We start from the raw sequence: 22847 nt of genomic DNA on the forward strand, positions 1-22847 counted from the left end.
CGTGAATTCCTGTCAGCAAGTGCTTTGAACCGTAGTCCGCTACTGTAGCCATATAGCCGATCAACCATTTGCCATTGTCTGGTAGCGCACTAATCGTTAATTATGTACATTCCGCTACATCGGTAGCTATAATCACCAAATCAGAACAGTTGTGTTAAACCATCAGCATCACTCATTGCGAAGCCTGATCGTCCTGGGGTTAGTAACCCTTTGGGCAGGAACCGTGCAGGCGCAGAGTCTCTACATGCCGCGCAATGTCAAAAAAGCGTATCAGAAAGGTACCCGTTCGATGGACGGCAAACCGGGTAGCAAGTACTGGCAGAACACCGCCCGCTACACGATCAACATCACAGCCACCCCACCCAACCGGACAATTCGGGGCACTGAAGAAATCACCTACGTCAACAATAGCCCCGATACACTCCGGTTCCTGGTGTTCAAGCTGTTTCTGAACAGCCACCGGCCGGGTGCAGTCCGGCAGTCGGCGGCCTCGCCGGAGTACCTGACGTCGGGGGTCCAAATCGATAAATACACCGAGAACAACACGGAGAAAAAGTTGCGGGAAACCAGTGCAACCAACCAACAGGTATCACTCAGCAAACCGCTGATGCCCCGCGATTCGGTGAAGCTGACGTTCGACTGGCATTTCGACGTATCGGTGGAAAGTGGGCGGGAAGGGGCGCTCGACTCCACGACCTTCTTCCTGGCGTACTTCTACCTGCGTGTGGCCGTTTATGACGACTATTACGGCTGGGACCGGACCACCTTTACGGAAGCACAGGAGTTCTACAACGACTTCAACAACTACGTTGTCAACGTCAGCGTGCCGAAGAATTACGTGGTTTGGGGAACCGGCGATCTTCAAAATCCCGGTGAGGTCCTGCAGCCGACATTCGCCCAGCGCCTGAGCGAGTCCATGCGGACCGATTCGGTGGTGCACGTGGCTACGTTGCCCGACATCAACGCCCGGAACGTAACGCAGCAGAAGGAGATGAACACCTGGCGGTTTGCGGCCGGTAACGTACCCGATGTAGCGCTGTGCATCAGTGATCACTACGTCTGGGATGCGTCGAGCGTGGTCGTCGATAAAAAAACGGGTCGGCGGGCGAGCGTGCAGGCCGCGTTCTTGGACAACGCCCGGGATTTTCACCAGATGGTTAAGTTTGGGCAGCACTCACTGGACTGGTTTTCGAACAACTGGCCGGGCGTGCCGTATCCCTATTCCAAAACCACCATTGTGCAGGGCTTCGCCGATATGGAATACCCGATGATGGTCAACGACGCCAGCACCCAAGACCTGAATTTTTCGCGTTTTGTGGCCGAGCATGAGATTGCGCACACCTGGTTCCCGTTCTACATGGGCATCAACGAAACCCGCTACGGTTTTATGGACGAAGGCTGGGTAACGGCGCTCGAATACCTGATCAGTCAGGCCGATCTGGGCTATGAACAGGCCACCCGAAATTTCCAGCAGTTCCGGGTAGCGTACTGGAGCGCCGACCCATCGGCGGAGCAGGATTTGCCGATCATCACGCCCGCCAACGTCCTGAGTGGTGCGGCTTTGGGGAACAACGAGTACGGGAAAGCGGCCATCGGCTACCTGGCCCTGAAGGATCTGCTGGGGGATGAGGTGTTCCGGAAAGGGCTGCATGCGTTCATCAGCCGCTGGAACGGTAAGCACCCGAACCCCTGGGATATGTTTTACACGTTCAACGATGCGACGGGCAAAAACCTCAACTGGTTCTGGCAGAACTGGTTCTTCAGCAACAACTACATCGACCACGCCATCAGGCAGGTAGCGACCTCGGCCAATCAAACGACGGTTACGCTGCAAAACATCGGTGGCTACGTTGCCCCGGTCGACATTGTCGCGCAGTATGCGGATGGAACAAAGGAAACCTTCCACCAAACCCCGGCGATCTGGCAGGCGAATCAAAGTCAGGCGGTGGTGAAACTTCCGACAAAGAAAAGCGTACAGTCCCTGACACTGGAAGGGGGCGTATTCATGGACGCCGACCGCAGTAATAATACCTGGAAGGCAAAATAGGCGGGCGCTTTCAGCCCGTGGCAGCGGCCCCTCACCAGTACGGCGAGGGGCCGTTTTGCATTAACTGGCCGTGTCGGCGATGACCAGGGTATCGACAAAACCCTCGTAGCGATCATCGATGTTGCCGGAGCCATCGCGCAGCAGGAACGAAACCCGGTAGCTGACGGAGTTGCCACTAATGGTCGGCTCGCTGATGTCAACCAGTTGCCGTAGAATGTGGTGGTCACCGTCGGTGTAGCGGATGTCGAAGCCGTTCAGGGCAATCTGGGCCGTGCGAACGTTGCTGGGGAAGGAAACCGTTCGGGGTTCATTCTGGATAATGCCCTTGGTCGAGTCGAACGTGACCCGATCCCGGATAAAACGTAGTGCCATAATACAGACGTTGGTTAAGTGGAAGAATAGGAATAGTTAGTTGGCTGGTACCGGGTGGGGTACGCCAGCAACGGGGCAAGTTTATGGGTTTTCGGGTAGCCTTTTTAGCAGGGAACTACCTGATCTATATACGTATAAACCATTGATTGTCAGAAGGTAGAATATACGTATAAGTGCGAGGGGAATACGTAGTGAGCCGCCCCTGTATACTACGTACAGGGGGGCAACTGATCATTCGAAAGTGGCAAAAACTGGTCAGGGGGCGGGCACCTGCCGGAGCGGTCGGGGTTGATGACCGGGCTGGGTAAGAGCCTCGCGCACAAATCCGGTTTTGAGGTGCTCATAAAACGAAACTGGATCGATCAGCGACGCAGCCCCCTGAGCCATCAGGCCACCGAGCAGCAACTGAAAGATGGCCGAATGCCGGTCGGTCATTTCCAGCACCAGAATGGCCGCTGTAAACGGGGAGCGCACGACGCCCGTCAGGAAGCCAACCATACCCACCAGAATCAGCATATTGGTGTCGGTTTGGGTAACGTGTACCTGCTGTGCGATGACGTCTCCCAGGAGGGCACCTGCGCTGAGGGAGGTGGCAAAAACGCCCCCGGCTCCTCCACTACTGTAGCTGAGTGCCATACCGATAAACCGCACCGGAAACAGATACCAGGGGGTCATGTAGTCGTTCTGAAACAGCAGCCGGTTGATAATGGGCTTGCCCGTTCCGGTGGCATCGGCCCCGAGCCAATACGCCAGACCTGCCAGCATCAGGCCGCAGCCGGCTACCCAGCCAATCTGAGCCGAAAGTGTCTTGAACCGCTGCCGGAATTTATTCAGCCACAGGAGCGTACGGGCAAAGAACGCCCCCGCCAGGCCGCAGATCATAGCTACCAGCACAAGGAGGCCGAACAACCAGGGGGTGGACGTACTGACTTTCGGAAAACCGAGGTACAGGTACGGTCCCAGGATGGTCTGGGCCGTCATTCCGGCGATGATTACGGCCGTAAAAACCGCCGTACGAAAGCGCGTGATGTGCGTCTGGGTTAGCTCTTCAACTACAAACACGATTCCGCCCAGTGGGGTGTTGAAGGCAGCCGCCAAACCAGCCGCTCCGCCCGTAACGAGTGCGATCTGACGCGAAAGCTGTGGCCAGCCTGCGGGTTGCAGCCGGTTAATGGTTCGAAAAATAGCCGCCGAGATCTGAATCGTAGGGCCTTCGCGGCCGATAACGCCCCCGCCCAGCAGCAACACAGCGCTGCTGATTACTTTCACGATGGCCACGCGCAGGCTCAGTAGGTAGGAGGTGTAGCCATGAAACCTGGGGTTTGACAATTCAATGCCGGCCATGACCTGGGGAATGCCACTGCCCCGGGCCGCTGGCGCAAACTTGTATACCAGAAACCACGAAGCGACAAACGCAACGGGGATTATCCCGAAGGCAAGCAGAGGCTGCGTGGCTAACCAGGTGGCGCTGATTTCTTCGGCCCAGACAAACAATTTTTCATACCCAACCGCCACCAGTCCTGTCACCACGGAGGCTACCCAGAATGGTAAACTTTGCAGAATAATTCGGCGTACCTGCTCATTATACAACCGGCGGATAATGGTCTGGTCAAGCCAGGCCAGCACCCGAGCATACCGGGAAGGTATATTGGCCATTCGAAAAAAGTGGGAAAGCGTTATTTGAGATATAACGCCTTAGCGGGCGTTTGGATTACGGACCTGCCAATTTTAGGTAGATTTTATGAGCGGTCGGGCGTAAAATTCCAGGATGTATAAACGGTTCGTATAGTGCCGGCTGCTTTTCATTCGGGCCTGACTACGGCTCGGGTCATTATTCTTGGACATCGCTCCGGTCAGGGTGCAATTTTGAACCAGACAACAACGGGGCCGCCGAAAACCGAACAGAGTAGGCACTACACAACAACCAAATCCTAATGAACACGTTTGCAAACCCCAAAACAGAAGGCGCTACGGCTTTCTCACCGGTAACCAATTACCTGTCTGTCCTGAAGAACTTCCGGAATTTCGATGGCCGTGCCCGCCGGAGCGAGTACTGGTATTTCGTGCTGGCCAACACCATCGTTTCCTTCCTCGTTGGCTTCATCGATGGATTGCTGTTCAATGGCGCCCTGTTTCTGAATGTCTTTTACACCCTGGCCATCATCGTTCCGTACGTAGCCCTGTGCGTTCGCCGGATGCACGATGTTGATAAAAGCGGCTGGTACGCGCTGGTGCCCATCTACAACTTCATCCTCGCCATCACGGAAGGAACCCGGGGCCGCAACCAGTACGGCAACGACCCCAAGGCTACCACTCTGACCAAAGCCGCGCAGCCGGTAGCGTAATACACGTTTTCTAACCTACGTGAGCGCTGGTACTGACTCGGCGGAGTTGTGCCGGCGCTCACAATCAGAACATGGCAAACCAAAAGACGACAATTGACGAATGGTCGGTGAGAGACCTGGAAGATGGTTCTTCCATCAACGTTACGGTGCTGGGCTGCACCGAACTGGGCAACCAGTCGCTGCCGGGCGTTCAGGTGATTTACATGGGTAACATCATCAATTATGAACCCTTGATGGCTGAGCGCTGGGCGTATCAGGCATCGAAAGCCGGAGTAGACGAATACCTGCTCGAAGACAAATCCTGGACCGTTCACGAGGATCAGTTCGTGAAGACGTATCTGGTGGTTGGCGAACCGCTGAAGGCAAAAGTGGAAGTGAAAACTCGTAGTTCGAAGGTCATCGCTAAAGAATACGAACTGCCGTTTGCGGTATAACGATGGGACCTTACCGCCTTCTGAAATGTATTCTGGCTGGTGTTGGCATTGCTCTCGTGTTGCTGATGGCCGTGCCGGGCTACAGTGAGCCAGCTCCGGTCAAACCCAGCAAACGAATTCCGGCAACGCCGGTACGCGACTCGATTCAGGTAGCCCAGCGGCTCAATACGTTCCTGCAATGGTATAAAACGAACCTTGGTACGGTCAGTAAAATCTACCTAGTTAATCAGCAGGAGGGAAAGCCGTACGCCGTCAACTTCACAAATACGGAACAGTATCTGGCTTATCTTAAACAGAGTAACCTGTTCACCGACCACTACCTGAATGACTGGCGGACGTACTTTGCCCAGCGGGAAGCGGGGTTCCGACTAAACCCGCAAACGGAAGGGCCGCCGATCGGCTTTGAGTATGACCTGGTGATGCTGAATCAGGACGTTGGCGAACAGATGGCTTCACTGAACCGCATGCAGGTGAAGAACGTAACGGTTCGGAAAGGCCGTGCTACGGTTCGGTTTACGCTCTTTACGACCTACGATGTTCGGCTGGTACGGCAAAACAACGTCTGGAAAATAAACGAAATCCTGAATCTGGACGCTGAGTAATACGCCCTGGCTTAACCAGCCCTTGATCAATAAATGCCCGTTAAGTCAGCCCGACTTGTGTATATCAAGTCGGGCTGACTACGTAGTGAGCTTCCCTATTTCGTCTTTAGCCTTCGTGACGGCTAACTTGTCCCAGGGCCGCCCCTAGGGTTGATTTATGCGTTGGTTATGAGTGAGTTATTTAAGTAAGTTGCTTTGTTGGTATTGGGCATTGATAAGCCAGAACTTGGGAAAAACATTGAAATACTGCTTGAATTAATGCAGTTTTGTACTGAAAACTGACAATGCCTGTGCGTGTTCTGCTTGCCATCGGTCTGTTACTACTGCTGCTCTATCATACGATAGGGGTATCGGTGGCTGTCTGGTGTTTTGAAGAATCGTATGAGGTAACGTCACCTGTATCGTCCGGTGATGAATGGAAGGTGGTAAAAATCCCCATCTCGCTGCCATACACTATGTCATGGGAAAATCCGGATGGGCAGACAGGGCTGGTTCAGGAAGGTGATGAGTTTTACAACATCGCCCACCAGCGCTATGAGAACGATACCCTGTACACGGTCCTGAAAACCAACCGCAATGCCCGCGACCGCTTCGTTGAGCTGGCTGACCAGGTCAATCAACTCGTCAATCAGGAATCCGCTCCGGCTAAACATCCGCTGTCGGGCCTGCTCAAACTGCTCAGCGAACGAATCACAACCTATCTGCTCACCGAGCCGTTCCGGCTTGAGCCGCCCGTAGCTCAGTTGAGGCAGTCGTCGGCGGTGCTGGCCGAGTGGCGGGAACTGCACCCGTCTGCTCCCTTGTCGGTTCTTTCTCCTCCACCCAGAGCGTAGCAAGTCAGTTTGTGCTGACCCGTCCGCTGTCGCCACAGGCAGCGGCTTCGTCTGTTGTTCCCCGACGAACAATAGGGACTACGTGTATTTTTCAACCGACAAGACAAGTTTCCAATGAAACGTATATCTGCTATTACCCTGCTGCTGATAGGGCTGGGAGCCTGTCAGCCCAGCGCCAGTCCGGATGAGTACAACGCGAAAGCGGCTGATCCGGCGTTCCTTCACGATTGTGCCACTCAACTGACCAACGTGATTATTCATGACATTTTCAAACCCCCCGTTGCGAGCCGGATTTACGGCTATACCTACCTGGCGGCTTATGAAGCGTTACGGCCGGCCTATCCCGCCTACCAGCCGCTCATGGGCCGGCTCAACAAGTCAAAACCGGCTCCGGCACCCAGTCCAAACAGTGAGTACTGCTTTCCACTGGCCAGCCTGAAGGCGTTTCTGACCGTGGGGCGGGCGCTGACGTTCTCGGAAGATATGTGGAATGAATTTGATGCCCGGTTAGCGCCCCGGCTCAAGGATCTCAGGGTGCCCGACGACGTGTACGAGCGATCGATGGCGTACGGCGAGCAGGTTGCCAAGCACATCCTGACCTACGCCAGTACGGATCATTACAAGGAAACCCGCGGCTTTCGCTATACGGTAACCAACAAGCCCGGTACGTGGGTACCCACACCCCCCACCTATGCCGAAGCCTGTGAGCCGCAGTGGAACACCGTCCGGACGTTTACCCTCGACTCGGCGCAGCAGTTCCGCTGTCCGCCCCCGGCCCGTTACGATCTGGGTAAGAGCAGTTCGTTCTGGAAGCTGACCGAAGAAGTGTATCTGATCGGAAAAAACCTGAGCGACGAGCAGCGGAGGATTGCGTATTTCTGGGATGACAACGCCTTCGTGACCAATGTACGTGGCCACGTTATGTTCGCCAGTAAGAAAATGACACCGGCCGGTCACTGGGTTGCCATTGCCACGACGCTGGCCAAACAGAAAAAGCTGACGATGATACAGTCGGCGGAGTTGTATGCACTCACGTCCATTGCGCTGTTCGATGCATTCGTTGCCTGCTGGGACGAAAAATACCGCAGTGTCCGCATCCGGCCCGAAACAGTAATCAACGCGAATATTGATCCGCACTGGCGGCCCTTTCTGGAAACACCCCCGTTTCCGGAGTACGTCAGCGGTCACAGCGCCATTTCGGCCGCAGCCGGTACGGTTATCGTGAACCGGCTTGGCAACATGGCGTTTGTGGATTCCACCGAGCATCCATTTGGGCATGGTGTGCAAACGTTTGCTTCGGTTGATGAGGCCTACCGGCAGGTGTCGCTGAGCCGGGTGTATGGTGGTATTCACTACCGCGACGGGGTCGACGAAGGCACTCGCCAGGGCGAGCACGTGGGCCAGTGGGTCGTGCAGAAGCTGTTGCCGTCGGTCGTTGCGGCCAGGTAATGGTACGGTCACCCCGACCCCCTGAAGGGGGCTTAGCTCCGCTTTGCCGGACATTGGAAGAAGCAGCGCTAAGCCCCTTTCAGGGGGGTGGGGGTGACCGTACCTACAAATTCCGCATCCAGGTTTCGCGGAGACTGACCTGTTCCGGGGTGGCCTGCGGATCGATCTGGAAGACGTACTGCTTCACCACGTCTTTCTCCTGCATGGCTGCCTTTACGGTTTGCTCCTGGCCGTTTCGCCGAACGGTGACCTCATATGTATCGCCGGGTTTCAACTGCTTCAGGGCGTTCTGGATGCTGCCGATGGCGTCCATCTTCACCGCCTGACCGTTGAAGGCAACCCATTCGTCGTTTTCCTGCAAGCCGGCTTTAACGAGCGGTTCCGACAGATTGGTCAGGATGAATTTGTTGTCGACGAAAGCGGGCTTCATGCCCAGCGTAGGTGATTTCTGCCCTGTCGGAATGGCTGGGGTGTACGTAATGCCGAGCTTGCCGTAGTACTCCCCGAACGGCAATGGTTCGGTCGCTTTGACGTAGCGGTTGAAGAAGTCGGCGATTTCAGGGTAGGTTTTCTGCGTGAAAATGGTGAAGAACTCCTTCTCCGGAAACGCTTTGCTGGGGCCATACGTAGTAGCCAGTTCATTGACAACTTCACGCAATCCTCGCTTACCGCCCGACAGTTCGAGCAGCCGGATGTCGAGCAGACCCGCCACCAGCGCCCCCCGGTTGTAAATGTTGAAATACTGCTTCTGGCCTTCGTCGGTGAAGCAGGTCAGGCCCAGTTTGCTCAGGCTGTAGGTCGTATCCAGACTTTTGTCAACGGCGATTTTCTGGCTCAGTTCATCGAAATACGTCGGTACGTCCATGATCTGACCGCGTAGCTGCATGGCGTCGCTGGCCCATTCCGTCACGCCTTCATAGAGCCACAGGTGCTCGGAGGGCGTCGGCGTCACGAAGTTAAACTGCTCAATCACTTCGCTGTGGATGTTCAGCGGGGTTACTACGTGGAAGAATTCGTGGGCGGCAATGGACGTCATGGCATCGGCCAGTTGTTTGGAAAACTCCGCTTCCTTCACCACATACTCCGAGCTGTAGGAATGCTCCCAGGCGCCCCAGTCCTGATCTTCAAAGTGATACAGGAACGTGTACCGCTTTACCGGCAACTGCTTCAGGAACTGACCCGCTGCGTTGAGCATCGACTGCATGTTGGTCAGCAACTGCTCCGACTTAATCTTATCGGTTTTCGAGTAGGTGTACACGTCGATCTGCGCCCCGGCTACGGTTGTGGTGGCTTTCGTCAGGCGACCCAGCAGAATGGGAGAGTCGACGATGCGGTCGTAGTTGGCCGCGGTGAAATTACCCTTCGCGTTCTTGTCCAGCGCCGTTCCGACAGCCCACTCGGCCGGGTAGTTCAGCTTCACTTCGATGGGAGCCGCCTGCATACCCGACGGAAAGCCGAATACGCCCTGCCCGTTGATTAGTACGTGGTCATTTTCGATGGACGTACCGCACATGTTGTACGGTTTGTGTTCGTTCACGGGGGTATCCCAGGTTTCGGCGATGCTGTACTGCACGGTCCGCACGGCTTCGGGCCGGTCTAATTTCCACTGGTTGGTCGAGACCTGCTCGGTTTTGACCTCCTTACCTTTCGCGTCAAACGCCTTGAACGACCGCACGTAGCGGCCAATATCCATGATCTGGTACGTACCGGGGGCCGTCGCGGCAAACTGGTAGATCGCGTTGTCGGCCGTTAGTCCGCTGACACGCAGGGTAACTTTAAACTGATCGTCGGCGCGGTCGTTGAGGTTGACTTCATACTGTAGCGGTGTGGTCGGTGCGCCCTGCGAAAGGTGCGGTAAAAGCGCAGTAGCCCCCAGCAATAGTAGGCGTAAGATCTTCATGAGTATGATACTGATTGAGTGAAAGCTACCAAGATAGTTGAATCAGCCGGAGGTTTTCACTCGGTTGGTTTTTGCGGAAGTATTTCGGGATGAACGGTGGCACGTTGAGTCGTAACCGGCTGCCTGAAACGCGTTTAGCTGCTTCCGGATGACCCGGAAAAGAAAAAGGATTTTCAAGAGAAGTTAGGTAAAGCCGGTTTTGGGTAAGTAAAGTGCATTTTCTTTGTGCCTTTGTTCGGTAAATCCTGCTCCTCCAATGACGCGCCTTTTGCCTGCGACGCTTTTTCTGTTTATGTCAATCGCTGCTTTTGCGCAGCAACCCCTGACGATCTGGTATCGGCAACCCGCCCGCAACTGGAACGAAGCCCTGCCGGTCGGGAACGGACGACTCGGTGCGATGGTCTTCGGCCGGGTCAACGATGAACTGATTCAACTCAACGAAGCCTCACTCTGGTCGGGCGGCCCCGTGAACCTAAATCCCAACCCCGGCGCTGCAACGTATCTGCCACAGGTTCGCGAGGCCTTGTTTCGGGAGGATTACAAAGAGGCCGACAAACTGGTCAGGAATATGCAGGGGCTTTATACGGAAGCGTATCAGCCGCTGGGTGACCTGACCATTCGGCAAATCCTGACCGGCGAACCTGCCGATTACTACCGCAATCTGAACATCACCGAAGCCAGTGCCACCACTCGCTTTAAATCTGGTGGCGTCGGTTATACCCGCGAAATCTTCGTATCGGCACCGGATCAGGTGATTGTGATACGGCTCCGGGCCGATCAGAAAGGGAAACTGAACGTAACGCTGGGTACCCGCAGTCCGCATCCCATCAGCAAAGTTGTGGTCAGCCGCGACGAATTGGCTATGCGCGGCAAATCACCGGCTCATGCCGACCCGAACTATGTCAACTACAACAAGGTGCCGGTGCGCTATACCGACTCGTCCGGCTGCCGGGGCACGCGCTTTGACCTGCGGCTGAAGGTGAAGTCCACCGATGGGCAGGTGGCGACTGACACGGCAGGCATCCGCATCACGAATGCTACCGAAGCGGTCGTGTATCTTTCGGCGGCTACGAGCTTCAACGGCTTCGACAAGTGCCCCGATAAAGACGGGAAGAACGAGATTCAACTGGCGCAGTCGTATCTGAACAAAGCGCTGGCGAAAAGCCCGGATGCCATTCGGAAAGCCCACGTAGCCGACTACCAGCGGTATCTCAACCGGGTATCGTTTACGCTGAATGACGCCCAGACGCCCGGCAATCCGGCGTCGTTGCCGATGGACGAGCGACTGATGCGCTACGCGGGTGGGGAGCCGGACCCAGCGCTCGAAACGCTGTATTTTCAGTTCGGGCGTTATTTGCTGATTTCCAGTTCGCGGCCCGGAACAGGCATTGCCGCGAATCTGCAGGGCATCTGGAATCCAATGGTCCGGCCACCCTGGAGCAGTAACTACACGACCAACATCAATGCCCAGATGAATTACTGGCCCGCCGAGATGACGAACCTGTCGGAGTTTCACCGGCCGCTGATCGACCAGATCAAGCACGCGGCCGTAACGGGTAAGGCGACGGCTAAAAACTTCTACGGCGCGGGCGGCTGGACGGTACATCACAATTCCGACATCTGGGCCGCGTCGAATCCCGTGGGCGATCTCGGTAAGGGTGGGCCCATGTGGGCCAACTGGTCGATGGGGGGAGCCTGGCTGGCGCAGCACCTGTGGGAACATTACGCCTTCACCGGCGACCGGACGTACCTGAAACAAACAGCCTATCCGCTCATGAAAGACGCAGCCCAGTTCTGCGTCGACTGGCTGGTGGAAGACAAACAGGGACACCTGGTGACGGCCCCGGCCACCTCACCCGAGAACGTATTCGTGACGGAAAAAGGCGATAAGGAGTCAGTTTCGGTTGCAACTACGATGGACATGGGGCTGATCTGGGATTTGTTTTCCAACGTCATCGAAGCCTCCGAACACCTGGGCATCGACGTTGACTTCCGGAAGATGCTGACCGAAAAGAAAAGCAAGCTGTTTCCGTTGCAGATTGGTCGGAAAGGCAACCTCCAGGAGTGGTACAAGGATTGGGAGGATGAAGACCCGCAGCACCGCCACGTATCGCACCTGTTCGTGCTGCATCCGGGCCGGGAGATTTCACCCCTGACCACCCCCAAATACGTCGAAGCCGCCCGCAAGACGCTTGAGATTCGGGGCGACGGCGGCACCGGCTGGAGTAAATCCTGGAAGATCAATTTCTGGGCGCGGCTGCACGACGGCAACCATGCCTACAAACTCCTGCGCGAATTGCTGAAACTGACCGGGGTAGAAGGGACAAACTACGCCAACGGGGGCGGGACGTATCCCAACCTGTTCTGCGCCCATCCGCCGTTTCAGATCGACGGGAACTTCGGCGGTACGTCGGGCATCGGCGAGATGCTGCTGCAAAGCCACGACGGTGTGGTACACTTACTACCCGCCCGGCCGGACCAGTGGAAAGACGGTTCCGTGAAAGGCCTTAAAGCACGCGGTGGTTTTGAACTGGACTACACCTGGAAAGACGGCAAGCTGACCAGGCTAACGGTACGCTCGCAGCAGGGCGGCAACTGCCGGTTGCGGGTCTATACCCCGCTCAAACCCACTGGGGCTGCTAAGCTAACTGCTGCGAAGGGCGCTAATCCCAACCCGTTTTATCAATTACCGGCCAATCAGTACCGGACCGTAACCCCCGAAACGCCCGGCAATGGCGCGGTGGTGTACGATCTGGCGACCCAGCCCGGTAAGGAATACGTACTGACGGCCCTGTGAGTCGGGTTAACTGACGCGTAATCGACGTTTTATCAATGTGCTGATGATGCCCGAATAACCGATCAGGGCAAAAATGGTCCCCAAAATGCCAAAGATCAGCGGTAAGAGCCACCCGTCAATTCCTTCGAGAATAGGCTCCTGCGGGTTGTCGGGCTGGTACCATAACGTAACGGCCTGACCAACCTCAAAACTCGGGGGCGATGTATAAGTCTGGCTGTAATAGGTGACTGGCGTACCATCGGTTGTTCGGAACTGCACGACCGGGGCCATCGACGAGGTTGTCCGACCTTGTCGGTCAATGTTGTAGCGGTTGTCGATTACGACCCCTTTGGTTTCGATGCCGGTTTTGATAATTCGCTGGGTTGATTGCCAGTTTACGTACGCGACGATGAGAAAAATGGTGCCGACCAGGGCAAACAGCCCGAAGAAGGCGAGGCCGATGTTCTGCTTCATGATGGAATAGGCGGGGCTGGGTGTGTGCTACGTAGTGTGCTGGTAAATAAGAGCTTAGTTGCTAACTATTGGTGGTGAAAGATAGGGGGCGGATACGTACGGTCGTACGTTTAGTTCGTGAAAGGTTTGACGCGTGAGCAACACGCAGCTGGCGAAGGTCCGTTAGGGAGTGAAAACTAAGCAGGCTACCGTTTTGCGGCTAAACTAACTGCAGATAAGGGGGCTAATCTCACCCCATTCTGCCTGTTGCCGGCCATCAGTACCGGACCGTAACCCCCGAAACGCCCGGCAATGGCGCGGTGGTGTATGAACTAGCGCCCCAGCCCGGTAAGGAATACGTACCGACGGCCCTGTGAGGCAGAATTGCAGACCGCCCTGGGTTTTCTGCCTCGAAGCCAGTTCGTCAGAAAACCCAGGGCGGTCTGGGGAATAACTTAAGGAATATAGACCGGCACGGCTTTGAACTTAACCCGTACCCCTATGCCGGATGTCCCTTTGAAAAACGTACCCCCAATCGTTCCCCGGGTTGGTTTGCCACTACCTCCATGCTCACTGATTGTCAGCGTTACGTTGCCGGAAATCCATTCAGTGGTGACAGGATGGTAATACCCCTGCGTGTAGCCATTGCCGTAATCGACGACGGCCGTTGCCTGGTTCACTATACCCTTGGGTTCGGGGAAGCTGTACGTGCCTTTACCGGTATAATTCGGAATCACGAAGCTGACCATCGGTACGCCCATGCCGGACATAATCACGGCCCGCAGCTCTTTCCCGGTTACGGTTAGGGATATGTTAGGGTTCGAATCCGTCTGCCCACCTACCTGTAACAGCGAATTCGATTCTACCTGTATCGATTGAACCAGGATAATACGGCCAAACTGTTTCAGATCAACTTCCGCTGCTATGGCCACTGGGTTGGTTTCCGGCTCACGCGTTGGGGCATCATAGGCAGCCTTAGCCAGTGAACGATCCTCCGTAAGTTGGCCTGCATTGGCGTAGTTATCGCTATGGCCGACGCCCGCCGTTACACCGTTGATCGTCCAGCGAACAACCCGGCTGGCCGACAGGGTCTTCAGAGGGGTTAGGGGCGCTAGTAAACTTTCCAGGTCATTGGGACCTTTGGGATCGCTGGCCCCTAGCTGATAATACACCACCAGATTCGCCTGCTCGGTAGGGGCGATTACCTTCCGGTCGACTTTTATTTGAAACTGTTCGTAAAAAGACCAGTGCGCCAAATGGCTGACGGACGCGCTAGCGGTCTGCTGTGCTTTGTCCAGTTTTACGTCTGTACGACCCTGCCAGACCCCGTTTTTGTCCTGATAGGCAAGACCAAGGGCTTCGGGAGCCGAGCCGTCCAGGTCTTCGGGGGTATATTGCCAAGAGAGAGTAGCGGCTTTCTGGAGCGGGAGTTCGTTGGGCGTGATCTGGTACGCCTGACCGGCTCCACCGAAGGCTTTGTTCTCAATGGGCTGTACCGTGATCGTCGTTTCTTTGGTTACGGCGCCGGCCGGAATAGTCAGTGTCAGGTGATTATCGGGGAGCATAATAACCCCGCCCGCCGGACCGATGGTTTTTGTTACGGGCATACCAGCCGGCTGTCCAGCCTCGGTGGGTTCGCCGGTTGCCGGTTGAACGGTATCGGGCGTAGTTGGCTCTGGATTAACGGGTTTCGTTTCGCAGGCGCTTATGGCCCAAAGGCTGCCGGTCAGCATCAGTGCGCTGGCCAGGGTGCGGATAGATTGTTCAATAGTCATGGTGTTGTTTACTGAGGGATGGCTGAGAATATCAATGAATGAGACAAAGTTGATCTGGTCAGGGCAATAGATTCAATGCGTATCCGCGCTAATCAGCGGAATAGTGTCATAGACTGGCGACTTACCGGAGCGAACTGAGGGAGAGGGCCTTTGCAATGTTTACGGGAAACACCTCGAGGTATTTTTCAGGAAGAAATCCAAAACATACCTTTTGTCGACTAGTTATTAATCTATTATTTACTCTATAGACTCAATTATGAAAAACGTAGTAATGGCCATAGCTCTGGCAATGGCCGTAGCATCAACCAGCGCGCTGGCGCAATCGGGCGGTTCCTCGAAAACCGCTAATTCAAAAAACAGTCAGTCGAAAACGGGATCGAGCAGCGGGCTGCAACAGTCCAACAAAGGCGGGGCTACATCGGGCGGTCCGTCGCAGGGAGCCGGCAACATCGGCAGCCAGCGGGGCAGCACCACGAGTGGGTCCTCAACCAGTGCCAACAGCAGCCGAAGCAAGAGCAGCGGCAGCAAATCCGGCAATCAGTAAAAGAAAGCAGGCGCAACTTGGTAGCGACACCAAAATTTCATACTATGCAGCGGCCCGTAGAATGCCCTTCGGCAAACGACGGGCCGCTTTGTTTTCGTTAGGTGTTTACCCGATCTCTCGTATGGCTGTTAATGCATTCACCGGTAGTCTGATGTGGTTTGTGTCGTTCCTGATAGTCGATTCGGGGCTGCGACCTGTGCTTCCTGATCCTGTTTCGGTTACCTATGTGATTGAACGACCGGGGCCGTTGCTGACCCAGACCCCGGCTGCGGCTACCAAAGGATGGGCGTACGAAAAAACGGCCGACAAGTTCAAGGGGCGGGTGCAGAGGGCCTCACTGGTGTCGGCCAACACGATTCAGTTTGACTACCCATATACCGGCAAAACCCCGGCAACCCTGACCATTCGGGAGCGTGACGGCAGCACGACCGTGTACATTGAAGTGGATAAAGGCCAGTTCAACCGGAGTTTCCAGAACGGAAGCGCTAAGGTTCGGTTCGACGGGAAAGCCCCCGTTACGTATCCGCTGACGGCCGCTGCCAACGGTCGGGCCAACATCGTTTTCTTCGACGCCGACCAGAAGCTGATCAATCAGATCAAAGCCGCCCGGACTATGACCGTCGCCATCAATTTCTACGGACAGCCCGTCCGCCAGCTCGAATTCCGAACGGCTGGGCTGCGGTGGCCGCTGTAAAACTCAACAGCCGTAGTGAAAGGATCACTACGGCTGTTGACTGAACAAGGGTGGTAGAAAGCGGAGCCTTACGCGGCCGTACTGTCCGCTACGGGTTGTTGTTGCTCAACGGCGGACGGCTCCATGAACATGTAACTCCAGGCGTGGCCATCCAGATCCTCAAAATCACGGCTGTACATAAAACCCATGTCCTGTGGCCCTTTCGGCTCAATGGCACCAGCCGCCAGTGCCTTGTTCACTATTTCGTTGACGTTTTCCCGGCTGGTGGCTGAGAGACAGATCGACACTTCTACAGTTTTCGACGTATCCGCGATCTCTTTGTCGGTAAAGGTTTTAAAGAACGGCTCCACCAGCAGCATGACGTAGATTGTTTCGCTGATGATCATGCAGGTGGCGTTCTCGTCGGTGAATTGGGGGTTAAAGGTGTAGCCCAGTTTGGTGAAGAACTCCACCGAGCGGTTCAGGTCTTTAACGGGCAGGTTAACAAAGATCATCGTTGCCATGTCGTATTGTTGTTTGAGGTTTACATAGCAAAGGTACAACCCCCTCAATTGACGCATAGTGGGCGTTTCCGACAATAAACGGGTGGATTGCGACAGGAAAAAACATTGGCTCCAAACGCGCATTTTGCCGAACAAAGCAGGCCGTCCGGTGGTCATCATTGAAAGAACATTTTATGGACATAACAGCAAGTAACGTCCTGATTACGGGCGGGGCCTCGGGCATCGGCTGGGCGCTGGCCGAACGGTTTTTGAACGTGGGCAGTCAGGTAGTAATCTGCGGTCGGCGGCTCGACAGATTGCAGGCGGTTCAGCAACAGTATCCTCAGCTAAAAATATATCAGTGTGATGTCGGGCAGGCATCCGAGCGCGTGGCCCTGTTCGACTGGGTACGCAGCGAAGCCCCGGACATCAACGTATTGATCAATAACGCGGGCATTCAGCGCCGGGTGCGGTTGGTTAACGCCCAGGACGACTGGAACGAAAGCCAGGCTGAAATTGCGATCAATCTGGAAGCGCCGATCCACCTCTCGACCTTGTTCATTCCGCACCTGATGGGAAAACCGACAGCCGCGATTGTCAACGTGACGTCGGGGCTGGCGTATGTGCCGGGGGCGTTTGCACCGGTGTACAGCGCCACCAAAGCGGCTTTGCATTCATTCACGATGTCGCTGCGGCATCAACTGGCCAATACCTCAATCGAGGTCATTGAACTGGTGCCGCCTGCCGTCAATACGGACCTGGGCGGAGCAGGATTGCATACCTTTGGGGCACCGGTGGGCGATTTTGCCGATGCGATGATGCAAGGTCTGCAAGCGGGCGAACAGGAAATTGGCTACGGTACGTCGGAAACCAACCGGAAAGCCTCGCGCGAGCAGATCGATACTATTTTCAGGCAGATGAACAGCCGGTTCTGAAAAGATAAATCTAATCTGAAGTCGTACCGAAGGCACTGAACAACCCTTGATTCACTCCTTACCATTCGCCACGTCACCCTATGCTCGTTCTTAGCGAAGGCCGGTCGCTACGGTACGCCACATTTTTTTACCTGTACGTCATGCAGGGTATACCGTCCGGTTTTGCCCTAACGGCCGTGACCAACTACCTGACCGCCGAAGGCCTCGACGCCCGGGCGATTGGCGTTTTTGGGGCAGTGATTGGGTTGCCCTGGGGCTTCAAGTTCATCTGGGGGCCGCTCGTCGATCGCTACCAGGATTCGGTCATGGGCCAACGGCGGCCCTGGGTGCTGGCGGCTCAGGTGTTGGCGTTTCTGGCTTCGCTGGGAATCTTGTTCATCGCTGATCCGGTGGCTAACCTGAACCTGTTAGGCTGGGCGTTTGTACTACATGGCGTTTTTGCCTCCTTGCAGGACGTCAGCGTCGACGCGATGGCCATAACGATTGTACCCACCGCCGAGCGGGGACGGGTGAATGCGTTTATGAAGGGCGGCATGGCGACCGGACAGGCCATTGGAGCCGCGGGACTGGCGTACCTGATCCGGGATGCCGGGTTTCATACGGCCGCGATGATGCAGTCGGCGGTGCTGCTGACGCTCACCGCCGTTACGTTCCTGATTCGCGAACGGCCGGATGATGCGCTGTTGTCGGTACGTCGGCGGGATGATCGGGCGCTTACGCAGGCGATTCCGCATTCGTTCGTCCAGCTACTTCGGAAATTAGGCAGGGCGCTTATTGCTCCGCACAGTTTAGCGTTGTTCGCGGCCGTAGCGATGGTGTTCATCAGCGAACGGTTGTTTCAACGCGTCTTCTTCTTTGACCTCATCCGAAATCAGGGCTGGAGCGATACGTCGGTGTCGGTGCTCAGTGGCACTTACGGTACGTTGGTAGCGGTGGGTCTGGCGCTGGTAGGCGGCTGGCTGTCGGACCGCTTCGGTGCGCAACGTATGCTGATTGGGGTCGCGCTGGGGATGGGACTACTGCACATCGGCTTTTCGCTGGCCGCTTCGACCTGGAGTAACCCAACCGTGGCAACGACCGCGTTGGTGGTGCGACAAACACTTGAACCCATTTTCAGCATAGCCGCCTTACCAGTATTGATGGGCCTGTGCCGACGCGGTATTGAAGGGGCGCAGTTTGCCGTTTACATGGCGCTGAGCAATCAGGCCGACATACTGGGTATTTACGGAGCCGGGCAGTTGCTGGCGTTTTGGTCGGCTCCGGCCATTGGCGTATTTTGCGGGCTGCTGATGCTGGCGGCAACGGGTATTGCGCTCGTGACACTCCGGCGGATGCTGGTCAGCAGGGACGTAGCAACGGCCGATGTATAACGGCTTGGCCGGTTACGGAACAACATCAATCTATGCATAACACCTTACCATGACTCGACTTTTTCTATTCAGTTTCCTACTAATCCTGACGGCGTTGCTCGTGTTCAGTTTTACCCCGGCTCCACCCCCAAAACCCATAGTGCTGGCTTACGTCGGTGGCTTCCGGGGGCTGGTGGATGCCGAGAAGATTGCGGCCGAAAAGCTCACGCATATCAACTACGCCTTCGTCGATATTAAAAACAACCGGGCGTGGCTGCACAACCTCAAAACCGATACGACGAATTTCCGGAAGCTGAACGAGTTGAAATGGCGTAATCCGGAACTGAAAGTGCTGATCTCCATTGGCGGCTGGGCCTGGAGCGAAAACTTTTCCGATGCCGTGCTGAGCGATACGGCCCGCACAGCCTTCGCGGCTTCGGCGGTGGACATTGTCCGGCAGCATCGGCTGGACGGCATCGATATCGACTGGGAGTATCCCGGCATGAAAGGCGAAGACAATGTATTCCGGCCCGAGGACCGCGAGAATTTCACCCTGCTGCTGAAAGCCCTCCGGCAGCAGCTCGATGGCCTGAAGCAGCAGACCGGTAAGGAGTACTTCGTCACGACGGCGCTGCCCGGCTTTCCTGCCATTTTTACGCATACCGACATGGCTCAGGCGCAGCAGTACCTGGACTACATCAACGTGATGTCGTACGACCACTTCACCGGCGGGCCGTTGGCCGGGCACCACACGAACCTCTACGCATCGGGTAAGGTAGACAATGAACAGTCGGGTGACCGGGCCGTGGCGTTGTATAAACAAGCCGGGGTCCCCGCCGAAAAGCTCGTGCTGGGGGTGGCCTTCTACGGCCGGGCGTGGCAGTTGCAGCACGACAACCCCCGCAAACATCCGCGGACCATCACAAAGGTGGAACGGGGTGGGGGCTATACCTTCATTAAAGACAGCCTTCTCACTAATCCGGCTTACAAACGCTACTGGGACCGTAAAGCCAAAGCGCCCTACCTGTACAATAAGGACCTGAAGCGGTTTGTATCGTACGACGACGAAGAGTCGGTACGGGAAAAGTGCCGGTACGTAAAAGAGAACGGTCTGGCCGGGGTGATGTTCTGGGAGTATTTCAGCGATCCGAACGCGTACCTGCTGAGCGAGATCAACCGGCAGTTTCGGGGGGACTGATCGACAGTATGATAAATTCGAACCCTTTGTCTATATTTGAATTTTACAAACAAAGGTAGCTATGGAGGTTAGAACCATCGACGATTTTTATAAGGAAACATCGTTGCTCGTTCCGGCGGAGATCAATAAGGAGGTCGGGCACTTCAACGTGTTTCAGATTGCTGATATGATCGCGATCAGAGCCCGCAAAGGCGGGGGCGAAATGCCGTACAACCGGCGCGCCTATTACAAAATCAGCCTGATCTGTGGACGCAACCGGGCCGAATACGCCGATAAGGTTATCGAGATCGAAACGAACGCCCTGCTGTTTGCTACGCCTAAAATCCCCTACCATTACTACCCCCTCGACGACCAGCAGTCCGGCTCGTTCTGCGTGTTTACGGATGCGTTTATGCTGCCCAGCAAAAGCGGGGTTGTACTCGACGATCTGCCCATCTACCAGCCTGGTTCGGTGCCTGTTTTTCAGGTGTCTGACGAGGCAACGGACGAAATCCGGTATATTTTCAGGAAGATGCAGAAAGAACTGGCTTCCGATTATGCCTACAAGTATGACCTGCTGCGAACCTACGTTCTCGAACTGATTCACTTCGGCCAGAAGTTGCAGCCGGCAACGTCGCTTTATCCGACGCACACGGCCTCGTCCCGCATTTCCTCGCTGTTTATCGAACTGCTCGAACGGCAGTTTCCGATTGAATCGCCACGGCAGCAACTGCGCCTGCGTACAGCCAAAGAATACGCCGGGCAACTGGCCGTACACGTCAATCATCTCAACAAGGTGCTGAAAGCGCAGACGGGTAAAACCACCACCGAGATCATCAGCAATCGAATTGCGCAGGAGGCCAAAATTCTGCTGAAGCAGACCGACTGGAGCGTATCCGAAATCAGCAATAGCCTGGGTTTCGAAGAGGTAGCCCACTTCTCCAATTTTTTTCGGAAGCAGACGACCCTGTCGCCCGTTGCGTATCGGGTTTAAGGTCGATGGTTTGATTTTTGCAAACAACGGATTGATGCGCGCAAACAGAAGGATCGGTTTTGACTGCACCTTTGTACAGTCAATAGTTTAGTAAACGCCGGGAGGCAGTAAGCACCTGTCGCCGGGCTGTATAAACCAATCCATCCAATGTCTGCAAACGCAAAAATCGCCCTGGTGACCGGCGGTAGCCGTGGTCTGGGCAAGAACATGGCCTTGAGCCTGGCTCAAAAAGGCATCAACGTTATTTTAACCTACAACAGCAAACAAGCCGAAGCAGAGGCTGTCGTAGCCGAAATTGAACAATTGGGGCAGAAAGCCGCTACGCTACAACTCAACACCAGCGACGTATCGGGGTTCTCAGTCTTCGTGGAGCAACTGACCAGTGTGCTCACCAATACATTCGGCACGGACCGTTTTGACTTCCTGATCAACAACGCCGGAACCGCATCGAACGCATCCGTCAGCGACGTCAGCGAGGAAGTTGTTGACGAGATGTTCAACATTCATTTTAAAGGCGTTCTGTTGCTGACGCAGCACCTGTTGCCCATCCTGAACGACGGCGGGCGAATCATCAACCTATCGTCGGGCCTGGCGCGTTTGACGTACCCTGGGCGGGCGGTATACGGGGCCATGAAAGCGGCTGTCGAAACCCTGACACGCTACATGGCGCAGGAACTCGGGCCGCGCGGTATCGCCGTCAACGTAGTGGCGCCCGGCGCTATCGCTACTGATTTTGGTGGGGGTGTTGTGCGGGACAATCCGGAGGTGAACAAGCAGATTGCCAGTATTACGGCGCTGGGTCGCGTGGGGCTGCCCGACGACATCGGCGGAGTAGTCGCGTTCCTCTGCACCGACGAAGCCCGCTGGATCAACGCCCAGCGCATCGAAGTATCGGGCGGCCAGGGGCTGTAAGGATTGAGGAGTAATAAAACGTGAGTAATGGATGGCTGCCATCCATTGTTTACCAGTCTAGCATAGTAGCTTTTTTGTCATCCCGACGTCAGGAGGGATCTTCGGGTGAGACTAACATTTCTCCAGCCACCGAAGATCCCTCCTGACGTCGGGATGACAAAAGAGGTTTCTCAAAAACTCGTTAAGCATATGTACAGGAGGTTTTGAGAAACCTCGCTGGTCAGGTTTGGAACCTCACCGCACGGGCGGGTACCAATTACCCCGCGAACGCCTGACTACCTCACACCGGTTCGGCAACGGCTTCCTCCAGGGCCTGGATGTCGATCTTTTTCATGGTCATCATGGCGGCCATGGCCCGTTTGGCTTTCTCCGGGTCTTCGTCCTGCAGGAACTGCCCGAGCTTCGACGGAACTACCTGCCAGGATACGCCAAATTTGTCGTTGAGCCAGCCGCAGGGACCTTCTTTACCGCCTTCCGACAACTTCTCCCAATAGTGATCGACCTCGGCCTGCGTTTCGCAATTGATGAATAAGGAAATTCCATCAGAAAATTTGAAGTGTGTACCACCATTCAGAGCAATGAATTCCTGACCATTCAACTGAAAGACAACGGATAGTATGCGGTCGGCTGGACCGGGGCCACCTTCGCCATTACGAGTGATTTTGGTAATGGTTGAGTTCGGAAAGATGGACGTGTACAGCTTCGCTGCTTCTTCGGCCTGGTCGTTAAACGTCAGGAATGTGGTGATCGTCTGCATGTTGTTTACTGGTTTGG

At 55.5% G+C, this 22847-nt stretch carries 21 protein-coding genes; 14 read left to right on the forward strand and 7 right to left on the reverse strand.

Annotated features, from left to right (window positions below):
- Positions 1-151 precede the first annotated feature (151 nt).
- Positions 152-2047 (forward strand): M1 family metallopeptidase, encoded by a 1896-nt coding sequence (locus BN8_RS09910; RefSeq protein ID WP_009281715.1) that lies wholly within the window; start codon positions 152-154, stop codon positions 2045-2047.
- A 60-nt stretch (positions 2048-2107) separates the two neighbouring features.
- Here the strand turns inward: BN8_RS09910 and BN8_RS09915 are convergent, their stop codons facing one another.
- Positions 2108-2419 (reverse strand): hypothetical protein, encoded by a 312-nt coding sequence (locus BN8_RS09915; RefSeq protein WP_009281716.1) that lies wholly within the window; start codon positions 2417-2419, stop codon positions 2108-2110.
- Positions 2420-2674: 255 nt separating this feature from the next.
- The gene (locus BN8_RS09920) at positions 2675-4075 is read right to left on the reverse strand and encodes a chloride channel protein (RefSeq protein WP_009281717.1); all 1401 of its coding nucleotides are present in this window, start codon (positions 4073-4075) and stop codon (positions 2675-2677) included.
- A gap of 278 nt (positions 4076-4353) precedes the next feature.
- Between BN8_RS09920 and BN8_RS09925 the strand changes: the two genes are divergently transcribed.
- The 5 genes from BN8_RS09925 to BN8_RS09945 all read left to right on the forward strand — a co-directional run bounded on the left by BN8_RS09925 (position 4354) and on the right by BN8_RS09945 (position 8082).
- A complete protein-coding gene (locus tag BN8_RS09925) occupies positions 4354-4764 on the forward strand; it encodes a DUF805 domain-containing protein (protein WP_009281718.1) in 411 nt (136 codons plus the stop codon).
- Positions 4765-4835: 71 nt separating this feature from the next.
- The gene (locus BN8_RS09930; RefSeq protein WP_009281719.1) at positions 4836-5198 is read left to right on the forward strand and encodes a hypothetical protein; all 363 of its coding nucleotides are present in this window, start codon (positions 4836-4838) and stop codon (positions 5196-5198) included.
- Between the two features lie 2 nt (positions 5199-5200).
- Positions 5201-5800 (forward strand): hypothetical protein, encoded by a 600-nt coding sequence (locus BN8_RS09935; RefSeq protein ID WP_009281720.1) that lies wholly within the window; start codon positions 5201-5203, stop codon positions 5798-5800.
- A gap of 284 nt (positions 5801-6084) precedes the next feature.
- Positions 6085-6633, forward strand: coding sequence for a hypothetical protein (locus BN8_RS09940; protein WP_009281721.1), 549 nt, complete (start codon positions 6085-6087; stop codon positions 6631-6633).
- A 114-nt stretch (positions 6634-6747) separates the two neighbouring features.
- Positions 6748-8082, forward strand: a complete 1335-nt coding sequence (locus BN8_RS09945) for a vanadium-dependent haloperoxidase (protein WP_009281722.1) — start codon at positions 6748-6750, stop codon at positions 8080-8082.
- A 103-nt stretch (positions 8083-8185) separates the two neighbouring features.
- On the opposite strand, the gene BN8_RS09950 is transcribed toward BN8_RS09945, so the two are convergent.
- Positions 8186-9982 carry a M61 family metallopeptidase gene (locus BN8_RS09950; RefSeq protein WP_009281723.1) on the reverse strand — a complete coding sequence of 599 codons (1797 nt, stop codon included), beginning with the start codon at positions 9980-9982 and terminating at the stop codon, positions 8186-8188.
- Positions 9983-10274: 292 nt separating this feature from the next.
- Between BN8_RS09950 and BN8_RS09955 the strand changes: the two genes are divergently transcribed.
- Positions 10275-12779 carry a glycoside hydrolase family 95 protein gene (locus BN8_RS09955; RefSeq protein ID WP_229367870.1) on the forward strand — a complete coding sequence of 835 codons (2505 nt, stop codon included), beginning with the start codon at positions 10275-10277 and terminating at the stop codon, positions 12777-12779.
- Between the two features lie 6 nt (positions 12780-12785).
- Here BN8_RS09955 and BN8_RS09960 read toward each other — a convergent pair whose 3' ends face one another.
- A complete protein-coding gene (locus BN8_RS09960) occupies positions 12786-13232 on the reverse strand; it encodes a DUF3592 domain-containing protein (protein WP_009281725.1) in 447 nt (148 codons plus the stop codon).
- 434 nt (positions 13233-13666) lie between these two features.
- Positions 13667-14986 (reverse strand): hypothetical protein, encoded by a 1320-nt coding sequence (locus tag BN8_RS09965; RefSeq protein WP_009281726.1) that lies wholly within the window; start codon positions 14984-14986, stop codon positions 13667-13669.
- 256 nt (positions 14987-15242) lie between these two features.
- On the opposite strand from BN8_RS09965, the gene BN8_RS09970 reads away from it, so the two are divergent.
- Together BN8_RS09970 and BN8_RS09975 are read left to right on the forward strand one after the other, a co-directional pair.
- Positions 15243-15530 (forward strand): hypothetical protein, encoded by a 288-nt coding sequence (locus BN8_RS09970; protein WP_009281727.1) that lies wholly within the window; start codon positions 15243-15245, stop codon positions 15528-15530.
- 121 nt (positions 15531-15651) lie between these two features.
- Positions 15652-16224 (forward strand): hypothetical protein, encoded by a 573-nt coding sequence (locus tag BN8_RS09975; protein WP_051041029.1) that lies wholly within the window; start codon positions 15652-15654, stop codon positions 16222-16224.
- Between the two features lie 68 nt (positions 16225-16292).
- Here BN8_RS09975 and BN8_RS09980 read toward each other — a convergent pair whose 3' ends face one another.
- Positions 16293-16727 (reverse strand): VOC family protein, encoded by a 435-nt coding sequence (locus BN8_RS09980; protein ID WP_040005698.1) that lies wholly within the window; start codon positions 16725-16727, stop codon positions 16293-16295.
- Between the two features lie 173 nt (positions 16728-16900).
- Here BN8_RS09980 and BN8_RS09985 point away from each other — a divergent pair, with 173 nt between their 5' ends.
- The 5 genes from BN8_RS09985 to BN8_RS10005 all read left to right on the forward strand — a co-directional run bounded on the left by BN8_RS09985 (position 16901) and on the right by BN8_RS10005 (position 22073).
- Entirely contained in the window at positions 16901-17641 is a 741-nt protein-coding gene (locus tag BN8_RS09985) for an SDR family oxidoreductase (RefSeq protein ID WP_009281730.1), read from the forward strand.
- An 80-nt stretch (positions 17642-17721) separates the two neighbouring features.
- Positions 17722-19011, forward strand: a complete 1290-nt coding sequence (locus BN8_RS09990) for an MFS transporter (protein WP_009281731.1) — start codon at positions 17722-17724, stop codon at positions 19009-19011.
- A 49-nt stretch (positions 19012-19060) separates the two neighbouring features.
- Entirely contained in the window at positions 19061-20188 is a 1128-nt protein-coding gene (locus tag BN8_RS09995; RefSeq protein WP_009281732.1) for a glycoside hydrolase family 18 protein, read from the forward strand.
- A gap of 61 nt (positions 20189-20249) precedes the next feature.
- Positions 20250-21161: a helix-turn-helix domain-containing protein gene (locus BN8_RS10000; RefSeq protein ID WP_009281733.1), complete on the forward strand. Its 912-nt coding sequence runs from the start codon at positions 20250-20252 to the stop codon at positions 21159-21161.
- Positions 21162-21308: 147 nt separating this feature from the next.
- On the forward strand, positions 21309-22073 hold the full coding sequence (locus tag BN8_RS10005; protein ID WP_009281734.1) for an SDR family NAD(P)-dependent oxidoreductase: 765 nt from the start codon (positions 21309-21311) through the stop codon (positions 22071-22073).
- Between the two features lie 280 nt (positions 22074-22353).
- On the opposite strand, the gene BN8_RS10010 is transcribed toward BN8_RS10005, so the two are convergent.
- Complete coding sequence (locus BN8_RS10010) at positions 22354-22830, reverse strand: VOC family protein (protein ID WP_040005699.1); 477 nt, start codon at positions 22828-22830, stop codon at positions 22354-22356.
- Positions 22831-22847: the final 17 nt, after the last annotated feature.

It is taken from the genome of Fibrisoma limi BUZ 3, from assembly GCF_000296815.2.
Lineage (GTDB): Bacteria > Bacteroidota > Bacteroidia > Cytophagales > Spirosomataceae > Fibrisoma > Fibrisoma limi.